Annotated in this window: 16 protein-coding genes and 1 tRNA gene; 10 read left to right on the forward strand and 7 right to left on the reverse strand. The window is 26.0% G+C overall.

Features of this window, described 5'->3' with window-relative positions:
- Positions 1-11: 11 nt before the first annotated feature.
- From STURON_RS00965 to def, 5 genes are all read right to left on the reverse strand, one after another.
- Positions 12-920 carry a hypothetical protein gene (locus tag STURON_RS00965; protein WP_075048023.1) on the reverse strand — a complete coding sequence of 303 codons (909 nt, stop codon included), beginning with the start codon at positions 918-920 and terminating at the stop codon, positions 12-14.
- An 89-nt stretch (positions 921-1,009) separates the two neighbouring features.
- Positions 1,010-2,026 (reverse strand): hypothetical protein, encoded by a 1,017-nt coding sequence (locus STURON_RS00970; RefSeq protein WP_075048024.1) that lies wholly within the window; start codon positions 2,024-2,026, stop codon positions 1,010-1,012.
- A 67-nt stretch (positions 2,027-2,093) separates the two neighbouring features.
- The gene (locus STURON_RS00975) at positions 2,094-3,647 is read right to left on the reverse strand and encodes an APC family permease (protein ID WP_082236155.1); all 1,554 of its coding nucleotides are present in this window, start codon (positions 3,645-3,647) and stop codon (positions 2,094-2,096) included.
- A 1-nt stretch (position 3,648) separates the two neighbouring features.
- Complete coding sequence (locus tag STURON_RS00980; RefSeq protein ID WP_075048026.1) at positions 3,649-5,430, reverse strand: ribonuclease J; 1,782 nt, start codon at positions 5,428-5,430, stop codon at positions 3,649-3,651.
- 147 nt (positions 5,431-5,577) lie between these two features.
- Positions 5,578-6,207: a peptide deformylase gene (def, locus tag STURON_RS00985; protein ID WP_174519106.1), complete on the reverse strand. Its 630-nt coding sequence runs from the start codon at positions 6,205-6,207 to the stop codon at positions 5,578-5,580.
- Between the two features lie 71 nt (positions 6,208-6,278).
- Here def and rsmD point away from each other — a divergent pair, with 71 nt between their 5' ends.
- Genes rsmD through STURON_RS01030 form a run of 9 tightly spaced genes read left to right on the forward strand, consistent with a single transcriptional unit; the run spans position 6,279 to position 14,074 of the window.
- Positions 6,279-6,836 (forward strand): 16S rRNA (guanine(966)-N(2))-methyltransferase RsmD, encoded by a 558-nt coding sequence (gene rsmD, locus STURON_RS00990; RefSeq protein ID WP_075048028.1) that lies wholly within the window; start codon positions 6,279-6,281, stop codon positions 6,834-6,836.
- Positions 6,837-6,842: 6 nt separating this feature from the next.
- Positions 6,843-7,712, forward strand: coding sequence for a guanylate kinase (gmk, locus tag STURON_RS00995; RefSeq protein ID WP_075048029.1), 870 nt, complete (start codon positions 6,843-6,845; stop codon positions 7,710-7,712).
- A 2-nt stretch (positions 7,713-7,714) separates the two neighbouring features.
- Positions 7,715-8,971, forward strand: a complete 1,257-nt coding sequence (locus tag STURON_RS01000; protein WP_075048030.1) for a transcription antitermination factor NusB — start codon at positions 7,715-7,717, stop codon at positions 8,969-8,971.
- Positions 8,972-9,018: 47 nt separating this feature from the next.
- Positions 9,019-10,089, forward strand: coding sequence for a dual-specificity RNA methyltransferase RlmN (rlmN, locus tag STURON_RS01005; RefSeq protein WP_075048031.1), 1,071 nt, complete (start codon positions 9,019-9,021; stop codon positions 10,087-10,089).
- Complete coding sequence (locus STURON_RS01010; RefSeq protein WP_075048032.1) at positions 10,079-10,837, forward strand: PP2C family protein-serine/threonine phosphatase; 759 nt, start codon at positions 10,079-10,081, stop codon at positions 10,835-10,837. Before rlmN ends, STURON_RS01010 begins: the two co-directional genes overlap by 11 nt.
- A 41-nt stretch (positions 10,838-10,878) precedes the next feature.
- Complete coding sequence (locus STURON_RS01015) at positions 10,879-11,892, forward strand: serine/threonine-protein kinase (protein WP_075048033.1); 1,014 nt, start codon at positions 10,879-10,881, stop codon at positions 11,890-11,892.
- A gap of 1 nt (position 11,893) precedes the next feature.
- Positions 11,894-12,781 (forward strand): ribosome small subunit-dependent GTPase A, encoded by an 888-nt coding sequence (rsgA, locus tag STURON_RS01020; protein WP_075048034.1) that lies wholly within the window; start codon positions 11,894-11,896, stop codon positions 12,779-12,781.
- 2 nt (positions 12,782-12,783) lie between these two features.
- Complete coding sequence (locus STURON_RS01025; protein WP_075048035.1) at positions 12,784-13,464, forward strand: ribulose-phosphate 3-epimerase; 681 nt, start codon at positions 12,784-12,786, stop codon at positions 13,462-13,464.
- Positions 13,454-14,074: a thiamine diphosphokinase gene (locus STURON_RS01030; protein WP_075048036.1), complete on the forward strand. Its 621-nt coding sequence runs from the start codon at positions 13,454-13,456 to the stop codon at positions 14,072-14,074. Before STURON_RS01025 ends, STURON_RS01030 begins: the two co-directional genes overlap by 11 nt.
- Before the next feature lie 34 nt (positions 14,075-14,108).
- Here the strand turns inward: STURON_RS01030 and STURON_RS01035 are convergent.
- Positions 14,109-14,191 (reverse strand) — tRNA-Leu (locus STURON_RS01035).
- Positions 14,192-14,208: 17 nt separating this feature from the next.
- On the reverse strand, positions 14,209-14,412 hold the full coding sequence (gene rpmB, locus STURON_RS01040) for a 50S ribosomal protein L28 (protein ID WP_075048037.1): 204 nt from the start codon (positions 14,410-14,412) through the stop codon (positions 14,209-14,211).
- Between the two features lie 203 nt (positions 14,413-14,615).
- Between rpmB and STURON_RS01045 the strand changes: the two genes are divergently transcribed.
- A complete protein-coding gene (locus STURON_RS01045; RefSeq protein ID WP_201775734.1) occupies positions 14,616-14,915 on the forward strand; it encodes a hypothetical protein in 300 nt (99 codons plus the stop codon).
- Positions 14,916-14,960 lie beyond the last annotated feature (45 nt).

Raw genomic sequence — 14,960 nt, forward strand, 5'->3', positions numbered from 1 at the left:
CTTTCGTAGTTTTATCTATTCATTTCGTAATTTTTTTGTTTTTCTGATAGATTTGTATAAACTCCATATTGGAATGAGTTTCCTTTAGATCACAAACCTTTAATTGTTTTAACTATAGTATAAATAATGAATAATTGCATTGCAATTTTTAATGGTGCCAATAGGGCATCAAAGAAACCAAATATTCCTTTGTTTTTTGGATTAAATAAGTCTGCTATTATTGAAATGATTGTCAATATTGATAATATTATTTGAATAATTAATATTATTGTTGCATAAACTAAATTAATAACAGCTATTAAATTCATAAATTTATAACCAGCACCTTTTTTGTCCCAAACATTTTTAGCGTTTGGCCCAGCAAATAATGCACAGTTTAAAATTCCTCAAAAACCAATTACTGCAAATACAATTCATACAATTTGATTAGTTTGACTCATACCCATACTTAATCCAGTTCCTTTTAAGAATATAAAGTAAAAAGAAACTCCAACAATTGGTGCAAGTAATGCGTTAACACCATAAGCTTTAGAAATAGTAAATTTTGGATCACTTGATGATTTAACTTCAACATTTGGCATCTGAGCTAAAACAAATGGTGTAAATAATCCACCAACTGATAAAGAGAATACTGCTAATATTCATCTATTGTTTATTAATGTATCATCATCAGATTTTCTTACAAAGTTGATAATATAACAACAATAATATAGATTTCCACAAGCTAGGAATGCCATAACTGAGAATAAAACTGGTATATATTCTGGTTTAATATTTTCTGTTAACATAGCAAGGTCGCTAGAGCTTAATCCTTGTCTCAAAAAAAGTTGTGCAATATATATTAGAACTACAATTCCAAATGTAGCAGATATGACTCCGAAAATGTTTGCAATAATTAGTCAAGTTCTTATAGAACTCATTGATCTTCCTGGTCTAATAATAATTCACCTCCTAAAGTAATATTATCACTATTTTAGATTTATTTTTAACTTATATATAAAATGAGTTATTAAAGTGATTCATATTTTATAAGAATATAAAATTCACCTTTGACCTCTTCATAATGAGTTATTTTAGCATAAAAGTATTCCTTAACGAACTCTTCATTATTATCAGCATAACCTTCTCCTAATGAATACTTATTGTTAGAGTCTAATTTGTAATCAAAAATTGTAATAGAATTTTTATTTTCAGGTGATGATAACTTATCTAATTTTGTTGGGTAATCTATTTTTTTTGTTTTATGAATGTAATCTAAAATTTTTAACTCATTTGCTTCTGTGTCAATTGTATATTTTAAATTAAGAATATTAATACCAACTATATTTGAATAAATTGTTAATTCAGATTCAAATGAAGCATCTGTATGTGAAATATCAATAACATAATTTATAGAAATTTTAAAAGTATTATTAAAAGTCTTTTGCATTTCTCTAGGAGAACTAAAAGGTCTATATGATTCAACTCCATAGATATTAATTTTATCTGTTTTTTCTATTTGCGAATTATTCTTTGCATCTAAAAAAACTGCACTTAGGTACATACTTAAATAATAAGATTCTTTCAAATATGTGTTTTTATGCTTTTCGATTCTTACAACTTGCTTAACTTCTTTTATATTATCGATATTTTTATCTAAATTTGGTAGAAAATTTTTGAATTGATTTAAGTCATAGTTTTGTATTTCTTTTGAATAGCCATTAAATGAAGTTTTTACAGATTCAACTTGGAAATCAGTAACTTTATATTCATCTACAACATCAAATATTTTTTTAGCCACATCAGTTTTAAAACTATTTGAAAAATCTTCATTTGTTATTTCAGCAAATGTTATAGAACCTTCTTTTTTAAATTCTAAATTATCAAAATTTAATTTAGATAAATCATAGCTATATTCAATTGATTCGTACTTAATTTGTGGCGGTGGGTCTTTATGTTCTTCTTTTGTACTAAAAGTACTTGTAAAAGCAGTAACAAAACTTAAAGAAATACTAGTAATTGCACACATAGAAATTAGTTTTTTCATTCATATAACCTCTTATAATAATTATAATACACTTTATAAAAAATAAAAAAAAGCATTTATAATGCTTTTAATTATTTAATTCTATTATTTTAAAGAGCTTTTCATAATCTAGCAACTTTTGATATTCATCTTCGTTATCTTTAATATTTTTCATTATTTTTTTGTGATATGCAAAATATAAAACAAAAATTATGACTATTAATAACACTAAATATAATAATTGGAAAGTACTTGCTAATATTGATTGGATATCATCTGTTTTTAAAAAACCTTTAAATAAATCTATAAAATACATTACAAATATAAAGCTCAATAAAATAAGTGTTATTGATCAAGCTACATATTCTCAAATTCTTATTTTAACTCTTTTTTTGTATCCTTGATACATTGCAGTTGGTATTACAAAGTAATAAATTAGCAACAACAATATTGATGCTGCATTTGCAATTGTTCCATAATTAAAAGGTGACTTTCTTTTAACTATACCTTGAACAAAATCTGGAATAAATAAAAATAAAAAACCAGTTATTACAATTATGATTATTGTTGTCATTACACCTGCTACAGGCACACTCTCACTATTTTCCTTGTTAAAAACCTTAGAGATAAATCTCTGCGAACCAAGTGGTTCAAGTGTTGAACCCCCATATAATGTGACTTGAATTGAAGAGTTAAATCTCATAAGTATTGTACAAGTAATAATTAATCAAGGTCCAAACTTTCTTAGAAATTCGCTGTTGAATTTTTTAAATATTTGCAGGTTTGGGTTACCTTCGAAAGGGGCATTCACTGCAAACATTACAATTAGTGTAAAAATTATATAAAAAATAGTTGTTGCAATCATTATTATAGTTATAGCAATAGGCATGTTTTTACTTCTATCTTTTATGTTTTTACCTGATACTATAAAAGTTTCGATACCTGCAAAAGCAAAGAAACAAGTTGTAAACGTTTTGCTAAATGTTGTAAACCCAAGTCCTGTGTTATTTATATATTGGTCCAATCCTGAAGTATCACTTGTAAATCCAGCTACTAGTCCAAATATCATTATTAATACAGTTATTCCTCAGGTTAAATAACCAATTATAACTGATACATATTTATATCTTTTTATTCCAAAAAATATTATGGTTGCAGCAAACATATATAAACCAAATGCAATCAAGTCAAGATATAAACTACCTCAAGCACCTCAAGCACCGGTTGGTAAACCAGTTATACTGTCAAAACCAACTAAATTATTGTCACCACCATCAAAGTTTTGTCTAACCATTGATACGATTAAACCCATACCTATTAAAGGTATAACTGAATAGTTGATTACACCCATAAATAGTCCTCAAAACTTACCGAAGGCAGTTCTCATATACTGAGCTCCTCCTCCATTAGCTTGAGGGTGATACTTTACAAGTTTTGCAAATGATCATGCACACATAAATGCAACTACACCTTCAAGTGCAAATATTCATAATATGTGTATTCCTACACCTATATTTTCACCATTTTCATTAGTGCCAGTTACTACACCCGCAAAACTAGCGGTGAATGTAATACCTGCAATGAAACTTACTCCAACCCATATAACGGAGAGTAACCCCATTTCACTCTTTTTAGTTTTCATTTTATTTGTTTTCAGCCTTTCTGTTTAAAATGACTGGTATAATTAATGGATTTCTTCTTTTACATCTGAATATAAAAGGAGATAAAGACTCTTTAATAGAGTTTTTAATTGCCCCAAAAGTTGGTTTTGAAGAGTTTAAAACATTTAGCACTGCATTAGTAACAATGTTAATAGCCTCAGCTATAACATTTCCACTTTCACGTACATAAAAGCTTCCTCTAGAAACAATTCTTGGTTGCGCTGATAATTTATTTGTTTGTGAATCAATTGAAATAATAACTGCCATTAATCCATCATGACTTAAAATATTTCTTTCTCTGATTACGTTGCTGGCTTTACCAGTCATATCTTTACCATCAATAAATATGGCATCTGCAGGAACTCTTTTTCCTAATTCTGCAGTACCATTGTGTAATAGTATTTGATCACCATTAGCAACAACAAAAACATTATCTTTTTTTACATTAACTGAACTTGCAGTTTCCCCATGAGTTTTTAACATTCGATATTCTCCATGCATAGGCATAAAGAACTTTGGTTTTAGAAGAGTAAACAAAATTTTTTGTTCCTCTTGACTAGCATGTCCAGAAGTATGAATTTTATTTTCGCCACTGTTTTCTATAACATTAGCTCCAATTTTTGTTAAATTATTGACTACATTTTCTACGTCTGCTCTATTTCCTGGAATCGGTGATGATGACATAATAACAGTGTCACCAGGAATAATCTTAATAGTTTGGTGTTCCATTCTAGAAATTCGAGAAAGTGCAGCCATTGGTTCACCTTGGCTACCAGTACATAGAATCATTATCTGATTTTTTGGGTAGTTATCAATTTCATTTGGTTTAATGAACATTTTATCATTAATGTTTAAATGACCAATTTGTCTAATGATTTTGATAATTCTTTCAATACTTCTACCTATAACTATAATTCTTCTACTATATTTATTTGCTAATTCAATTATATGTTGTAATCTATGAACATTAGATGCAAAAGAAGCAATTATTATTCTACCTTTTGCTTTCAAAAAGTGTGTATCTATATTTTGTATTATTTTTTTTTCACCAATTGTATAGCCTTCAACTTCAGCATTAGTAGAATCAGCCATTAAAAGTTGTATACCTTCATTTCCTCACTTAGATAATCTTTGAATATTTGCATTATGTCCTAAAGGGGTTCAATCGAATTTATAATCTCCAGTTGAAAAAATAGCACCATTTGGAGTATCTAAATAAATACCAAATGCATCAGGTATTGAGTGGTTAACAGCGGCAAATTCAATTCTAAAATGCTTAGTTGCATAAATATCATTTTCAGTATATTCCCTCACTACTGTTTTATTTTGCAATTTAAATTCTTTTAATCTATCTCTTATTAACGCAGCTGCAAGTTCTGGTGCATAAATAACCGGCACGTCTACTTGTTGCAATAAATATGGGATACCACCAATATGATCTTCATGTCCATGAGTTATAAATAATGCTTTTAATTTATTTTTATTTTCAACAAGATAACTAAAATCAGGAATTACAGCTGTAATACCTAATTGTGTATTATCTGGAAATTTTACACCAGCATCAAGCATTATTATTTCATCATCATGCTCAATACAATATGTATTTTTACCAACTTCTTCTAGTCCTCCTAGTGCATATACTTTAGTTGGGTTATCAGAGTGTTTTAAACTCTTTTTTTCTGGATTGGTGTTACCTTCTAACTTTCTAACCTCTATTTTGTTTTCTAAATCTGTTAATAAGTTTGTCTTATTGTTAGTTTCCATTTTATTCCTTTCACTTTATCTTTATTATTAAAAAAAATTTATTAATATATCAAGAACTTTTGACTTTATTATAACAAATTTTATTAAGGAATTAATTTTATTAAAAACAAATTTTACTTGCTAAATATCTAAGCATAAAAAAAATGACTACACAACATATCAGTCATCTTCTGCATAAAATGGTTCTTCTTTATTTATTCTGTCATAATATAAGTTACCATTATTGTGGTCTAGTTCATGTTGAAAAACAATTGCTCTGTATCCCCTTAAAGTAATGTTAATACTTTTTTTTGATAGTCATTCATAACCCTCAACCTGAATTTTATAATTTCTTGGAACTAATCCTTCATAATTTTTATCAACACTTAGACATCCTTCACCACCTTCTAAATATGATAGTTGAGGACTAGATGCTATTATTTTGGCATTAATCATAGCATACTCTTCTGCTTCGATATATTTTTCAACTTCACCAGTTTCTTCATTTTTTCTTTTCTTCTTTCATTCGAATCTGGCAAAAAACATGTTTTTATTAACTCCAATTTGTGGAGCTGCTAATCCAACTGCAGGTCTTAAATGATCTTTGTTTTCTTTATTATTTAATATTGGGTCTTGACTATACCTTACAAAGTCAATTAATTTCTTTATTGTAATTTCGTCTTCTTCAACCAAAGGAATTTCAACATCAATTGACTTATTTCTAATGACTTCAGGTTTGTCATCTTTTCATAACCATTTATTTGATGGAATTTCTTTTTGTAAAAGATCTTTTTCTAAATCTAAATTCATATAAATTACCTCAAAAATAATTATATAATAATTTTACTTTAATAGTAAAAAGAGGTTTTATGAGAGTTATTAGCGGAAGATTTAGAGGAAGAAAACTAAAAGTTTTAGAGGGTTTTAATACAAGACCAACATTAACAAGAGTAAAAGAAGATATTTTTAACGTTTTAAATAATTACTTTGTTTTTGAAAATAAAGTCGGCTTAGATTTATTTGCAGGGAGTGGTGCTCTTGGGATAGAGGCAATTTCTAGAGGAATCAAGCATATTTACTTTAATGAATTAAACAAAAATGCTATAAAAATCTTAAAAGAAAATTTGGTTGGCATTGAAAAGGATTTTTATACAATACTGAATTTAGATTATAAGAATGCCCTAAACCTTCTATTAACTTCTAGTGCAAAAATTGATATTATTTTTTTAGATCCGCCTTTTAAAGAAATAGAATACTATCATAGTTTTTTTGAGTTTATCAGAAGTTGTAATATACTCAATAAATATGGTATATTAATTATAGAATCAAAAGATGAACTTAAAATTGGTTATCTAGATAATTTTGTTATTTTAAAATACAAATATTATAAGAATAAACATTTATATATAGTTAGATTAGAGGAATAAAATTAAATGAAAAAAGGTAAAATTATTATTTTATCTGGTCCTTCAGGTGTTGGGAAAGGGACCATTAATAAGGAGTTAGCCAAGGATAAATCTTTAAATTTAACACAATCAATATCAATGACAACTCGATCACCAAGACCTGGTGAAGTGGATGGTGTAAACTATTTTTTTGTTGATAAATCAACTTTTAAAGATGCTATTGAGCACAATGAATTAATTGAATATGCAGAATTTATAGGAAATTTTTATGGTACACCTAGGAAGTACTTATACGAAAAAATTGAAAAAGGAGAAAACGTAGTACTAGAAATTGAAGTGATTGGTGCAACTCAAATACTTAAAAAAGAATCTCCAGATAATTTAGTTTCAATTTTTTTAATGCCTCCAAATTTAAAACAATTAGAAAATAGATTAAGAAATAGAGGTACTGAAAATAATGAAGTTATTAAACAAAGGTTAGATAAAGCCTTATTAGAAATACCTTTAAAACATAAATATCAATATGTAATTACAATTGAAAGTGTTGAAGATGCTGTCAATAAAGTTAAAGAAGTATTATTAAAAGAGAATACTTTACATGAAGATTGAAAAAATAGTAAATACTATAAATTAAAAGAAGATGTAAAAAAAATAATAATTGAACAATATATGTTCTTGGTAAATAATTGAAAAGATAATGTAATTCATTTAGATGATTACAAAGAAAACAATAATTTTGACTTTGAGGAGTATTTAATTAATTTTTTAACCCAAAAAATTTATAAATATGTTTTAGCATACGAAGAATTGGTTTGCCTAGATAATTTCTCAAGAGTTAAAATTATTGCAGAAAAGTTCATGTTAGATTTCAATTTCTTTACAATGGAACAAGATTAAATATGAATGCAAGAAATTTAGCTTTAAATTTACTTAATGAAATAATTTATAATAATAAGTTTTCTAACAAGCTTTTAAATAAAACTAAAGAAAAAAGTAATTTATCAAAAAGCGATATTTTTTTTGTTTTTAAACTAGTTTATGGTGTAATTCAGTACAAAATTTATTTAGAATATGTTGTAAATAAGTTGCTTAAAACTGAAGTAAAAAATAAAAAGATTTTTATTATTTTGCTAATGGCATTGTATCAATTTAAGTTTTTAAATTCAAAAGGTTATTTTGTTGTCAATGAATCCGTATTACTAGCAAAAAAAATAGATAGCAATTACGCAGCCTTAGTAAATGCGGTTGTTAGAAAACTTGAAAATAAAGAACTGTGAATTGTAAACATAAAAAACAAAAAAAATATTATTCCTTTAACTAAAGGAATTCCTTTTTGGCTATATGATTTCATAAAAAAACAGTATGGTCAAAGTATTGCCGACGATTGATTAAATGATGTTAATAACAATGAGCACTTATATTTAAGATTAAACTCAGAAATAATGGACGAAAAGCATTTTTTAAATAATTATAAAGAATTGTTAAATGCTGAAAAGTTTGAACTAACAAAAAATTTTTATAAAATAAATAATAAAATATTTGAAACAGATTTATTAAAATACGGAACTGTTTATTTACAAGACCCACTTAGCGGATTAGCATGTGAAGTTTTAAATCCAAAAAGTAATAGCAAGATTATCGATATGTGTTGTGCACCTGGTGGCAAGTTGAGTTATTTATATAACCTTACAAAAGGAACGTCAAAAATAGTTGGTATTGAAAAAAATTTAAGCAAAAAAAATATTTTATACAAAAACCTTGAAAGACAAAATATAAAAAATGTTGAAATATTTTTTATTGATGCATTGGAATACGATTCTAAAGAATTATTTAATTATGTTCTATTAGATGCTCCTTGTAGTGGATTTGGTGTAATAAAAAATAAACCAGAAATAAGATTAAAAAAACATAATAAAAATAGTTTTGTTGAGTTATACAATATTCAGGGAAAATTATTAGAAAAAGCGTATAGTATGCTTGATGTAAATGGAGAACTTGTATATTCTACATGTACAATTAATAAAAATGAGAACGAATATCAAATAAATAAATTTTTAAACAATCATAAAGACTTGAAAAAAACGTATGAAAAACAATTTTTTGGTTATGAATACAACACAAATGGATTTTATATATGTAAACTAATTAAGACATAGAAATATGATATAACACTATGTATGTTATAATTATAAATGGAGATAACATGAAAAATAGTATATTTAATTACACATTACCAAGTCTTGGAAAAACACTTGAAGAAAATGGATTTAAAAAATATTCAGCTAAGCAAATTTTTAATTGAATCTATGAAAAAAATGTTTTAGATTTTGCTTTAATGACTAATATTAGTAAAGAACTTAAATTATTCTTAAATGAAAATTTTATAATTAATAGTTTAAACATGTTAGTTTCAGAAGAATCACATGATGGAACAATAAAATTATTATTTATGCTTGATGATAAAAGAACTATTGAAACTGTATTGATGCCTCAAAAGTATGGACAGTCAGTTTGTATAACAACTCAAGTAGGATGTAAAATGGCTTGTAAGTTTTGTGCATCAGGGTTAATTAAAACCGAAAGAAATTTAGAAACTCACGAGATGGTTTTACAAATTCTAGCGATTAATCTTCTATTAAAAGAAAAGTATAAAAATGATCCTGATAGTCCAAGAGCCAGAGTAAGTCATGTTGTTGTAATGGGTATTGGTGAACCATTTGATAATTTTGATAATGTATGAAACTTTGTTAATATTATAAATGATGATTATGGTTTCAATATTGGTGCCAGACACATTACAGTATCTACTTGTGGAGTCGTTCCAAAAATAAAAGAGTTTGCTGATTTGCAATCACAAGTTAATCTTGCAATATCATTACATGCACCAAACAATGAAATAAGAAATAAACTTATGCCTATAAATAAAGCATATCCAGTTGAAAAATTGATGGATGCAATAAAATATTATATTCAAAAAACAAATAGAAGAATTACTTTTGAATACATATTAATTGAAGATGTAAATGATTCTGAAGATAATGCAAGAGAGCTGGCTAAGTTAGTTAAGGGAATAAATGGGTATGTTAATTTGATTCCATATAATGAAGTTGAAGAAAACCCATTCAAAAGATCAACTAAAATTGGTCAATTCTTTTCAGTTTTAAGAAAACTAAATGTTAATGCTATTTTGAGAAAAGAATATGGTATTGATATAAATGCTGCCTGTGGTCAATTAAGAGCCAAAAGAGAAGGAATTATTAAAAATGAAATTTAAACATGCAATGCTAACTGACATTGGAAATTACAGAAAACTTAATCAAGATTATGCAGGATTTTCTGAAAATGGTAATGGATATGCATTTGGTATAGTATGTGATGGTATGGGTGGACACGCACATGGAGAGGTTGCTTCAAAAATTGCTGTTGAGAAGTTCATAACATTATTTGATTCACAAGATTTTAATGGAATGAGTAACAAAGATATCAATAGATGACTGAGAAATAGTGTTAATGAAATTTTAAATGAGATGGTCGAATATTCTAATGACCATTTTGAAACTAAGGATATGGGTACTACTTTAACAGCTATCTTATTTACTAAAGTAGGAGCATTTGTTGTAAATATTGGGGACTCAAGAACTTATAAACTTGTTGGTGAAGATTTACATCAAATAACTCAGGACCAAAACTTATGAAATTCTACACCTGAGGCTGAAAGAAATGACATGAAAATTTCTGGATTATATAGTGAAGTTAATGAAGTTACTTTTTGAAAGGTATTAACTAGTGCTCTTGGACCACAAAAAACACTTAGAATCGATACTTACTACATTGAAGAAATGAAAGGTATATACATACTAACAACAGATGGAATTCATGATTACATGGATAATGATTTGACTATTTCAACTTTAGGAAATAAAAAAATAAAATTAAAAGACAAAGCTTTTTATATAATTGAAGATGCTAAGGAAAATGTATCAACAGATAATTTAACTATACTAATAATTGAAGTGGAGTAGAATCCATTTTTTTTGTTATTATTATAAGTAAGGAGACACATATGCAAGAATATATTAAAGGAGATTTATTAGCAGATAGATATCAAGTTATTGAAAGACTTGGTAAAGGTGGAATGGCATCAGTTTATAAGTCAATTGATTTGTATACAAAAAACATTGTAGCAGTAAAAATTATATCTCCTGAAATTGTTCTAAAACCTGCAGGGCAAGAAAGATTTGAAATTGAAAAAGAAGCTTTTGCAAAGCTGGGAAATAATCCATATGTAGTTAAACTTTATGATGTTTTTCAATCAGGTAGTGATTGATTTATTATTTTAGAAAATGTTGACGGTGGAACTTTAAAAGATAAATATCAACAATTTGGAGCCATGACGCTTTCAGAAATTAAATTTTATTTTACTAAATTATGTGATGCACTTGATAATGCTCATAAACTTGGAATAATACATCGTGACATTAAACCTGACAATGTTCTATTAACAAAAAGTGGCCAAGTAAAGTTAGCTGATTTTGGTATATCAGTAATGGAAGGTTTTGAATCGGAAGCTGAAAAAGCGATAGGTACTCCTAAATATATGCCACCCGAAGTAATAGCAGCTCAAAAACCAACGCCTCAAAGTGACATTTATTCATTAGGAATTATGTTGTATGAGTTTTCAACTGGTATTGCCCCTTTCATAGGAAAAGATCCTAAGAAAATTGCAACTAGACATATAAAAGAAAGTCCAACATATCCAAGACTTATAAATCCAGCAATCCCACAAAGTTTAGAAAATATAATTCTTAAAATGATTGAAAAAGAACCAAACTTTAGATATCAATCTGCAGCAGAAGTTAAAGAAGATATATTAAAAGTAAGACAAACAGATATTGTTAAGCAATATAATTATCATAATAAAATTTTATTTATAAATAGTTCAAAATCGAAAAAAATAAAAGTTGGTACTTATTATGATAAACTTCCTTTTATAGCAAAAAATAAATTCTCCATTCTTTTATCATTTATAATATTATCTTTCATATTAGCTTTTGCTCTTGTCTTAGTCTTTGTTTAGTATGAATACAGGTATTACTTTAAAAATATTAAGTGAATTTGTGTATGTTTTATATAAAGAAAAAATATACATATGTAATTCAAAAGGAAATCTAAGACACAACAAAAAAACTCCAATAACTGGCGATTTAGTAGAGTTTGAAATATTAAATGAAGAAGAAAAAACTGGATTAATACTATCAATTAAAGAAAGAAAAAATGAATTGTATAGACCTAAAATTGCAAATATTAATCAAGTCATTATTGTAACATCTTTAAAAGAACCTAACCTAAACACACTTACCTTAAATAAATACTTATTTTTTATTGAAACTATAAAATTAGAACCAGTATTATTGTTTACAAAAACTGATTTATTAACTAAAACTGATGAAAATTATAAAAAAGCATTAGAATATTATAAACTAGGTTATAAATCAATTTTTATTAGTAATATCAATAAAGTTGATATTGATTTTCATACCCTTGAAGAAGTCGTTAAAGACAAAGTTTCAGTATTTACTGGTCAGACAGGTGCTGGAAAGTCCACAACTTTAAATAATCTGATTCCTAATTTATTTGAAAAAACTCAGGAAATATCAAAATCATTAAATAGAGGTAAACACACCACCACTAAAAATGAACTTTTTATATACAAGGGAGGATTAATTGCTGATTCACCAGGATTTTCATCGTTTCAAATAAAAGAAATAAATCCTATAGATTTAGCAAAAAAAATAAAAGTATTCGAGAAATTTGTAGATAAGTGCAAGTTTTATGATTGTATTCATATAAATACTCCTAATTGTGAAGTCATAAATCAGTATAAAAATAACAAAATTCCTGAATTTATTTATAATGATTATGTAAAAATACAAATGGAAATTAAAAACACACTTAAGAGAGGCTAACTATGAAAAGAGAAGTTGCAGCAAGTATTTTAACAGCAAATTTTTTAGAACTAAAAAAAGATTTAAATAAATTATTGGAATCTAATGTCAAATGAATTCATTATGATGTTATGGATTATAATTTTGTACCTAATTTATCTTTTGGAACAAAATTATTAAAAGATATTACAGATAATTATGACTTTAATATTGATATTCATTTTATGGTTAGATTAGATGATAAATGGAGTGTCGAATCTTATTTAAACTCATTTTATAGTGATAAATTAAAACAAATAACTTTTCATATTGAATCTTTAACTCAAAAAAATATTAATGATATCAGGAACTATTGTAAAGATCATTCTATAGAGTTTTCATTAGCTATAAACCCCAATACAGAAGTTGATATTTTATGTGAATATTTACCACAACTTGATAATGTATTAATAATGAGTGTCCAACCAGGTTTCGGAGGTCAAACATTTATTGAGAATACTTTAGAAAAAGTAAAAAAATTAGTAAATATAAGAAATAAAAATAATTATAAATTTAGATTGCAAATTGATGGTGGGATAAATGAATTGACTTGTATAAAAGCAAAAAATGCAGGAGTTGATTTCTTTGTTGCAGGAAGCTTTTTAGTTAATGATAAATTATCAATATTAGAATTAAAAGAAAGAGTTGAACTAATTGAAAACTAAGGCGTTAATAGTTTGTTCTGAGACAAATATTAATATATCCGTTTTAAAAGATAAATATTATATTGTTGGTGTTGAAAGAGGTTGTTTAGATTTAATAGAAAAAAATGTCAACATAGATTATGCAATATCTGATTTTGATAGTGTTACTAAAAAAGAGTTTGAAGTTATAAATAGTAAGTGTAAAAATATATTTAAATTAAAAGCAGAAAAAGATACTTTAGATGGTGTGGCGGCTATTGAATACGTAAATAATAACTTGAAAGTTAATGAAATACTATTTATTGTTAAGCCTTCAAAAAGAGTTGATTTTAACTTATCAATTATAGAATTAGTATATAAATATAATGTAAAAATTTTAAATGATGATTCAGTTGTTTTTAAAATTGATAGCGGTATTACAAATCTTGAATATAAAAAATTTGATAGTTTTAATTATTTATCATTATTTGCTTTAAAGGATTCTATTATAACTTTAAAAAATATGAAGTATTCTGTCAAGGATTATAATTTAGCTGCTTTTAGTTCAAATGCTTTTTCTAACGAATTAAAAAACGAACAAGATGCAGAAATTATTTCAAATAATGAACTAATGGTAATGTTTACAAAATAAAAAAATCTAGCATAAGCTAGATTAATTTCTTTTATGGTGCCCTCTGTCGGACTCGAACCGACATGATTTCTCGGCAGATTTTGAGTCTGCTGCGTCTACCAATTCCGCCAAGAGGGCAAAATTAAATAAATAATTTAATTATTTACTAATTGACTATTTTTTTTCAAAGTTCTTAAAGTTCTTGCAGAAACTTTTGTAGTAATAAGTTTTCCATTTTCATCAATAAGTTTAACTTTTTGTAGGTTTAGGTTTCATTTTTTCTTGTTAGCATTCATAGCATGTGATCTTGAATTACTAAACATTGGACCCTTACCAGTTAATGAATCTTTTCTTGCCATATTAATCACCTCTAAGTCTTAATCTATTAATCTTTATAAAATTTACGAGCAATATAATTATACATTATTCTACAAAATTAATATAATTAATTAAAAAACTTAATAAAATTTATTTTAATATATTTGTTATTGGGGTAAAATATCTTTGTACAATAAATTTAATTTTTAAATGTAACAATTTACAATTAATAGGAGATATAGTTTTGGAAAAAGATATTATTGATACAATAAAAAACACTATATATACAATTCCTGGCATTTCTTCGCTTGCTAATTATACGGTTGATTCATATGATATTTCTACCGATGATGTTTTAAAAGCGGTAGAGATTTCCAAATTTGAAAACATTTATAAAGTTAAATTACATCTTGTTTTAATTAATGGAGTTAATATAAAGGATGTATTGATCGAAGCACAATCAAGATTAAAGTATGAACTTGAAAGAAATTACAGTTTTAAAGTAAACTTTATAATCGATGTAGTAGTTGATGATTTAAATTAATTCTTTATTTTTTTAAATTATTATTTTTTATATTATTTTTATAGA

It is taken from the genome of Spiroplasma turonicum (assembly GCF_001262715.1).
Lineage (GTDB): Bacteria > Bacillota_I > Bacilli_A > Mycoplasmatales > Mycoplasmataceae > Spiroplasma_A > Spiroplasma_A turonicum.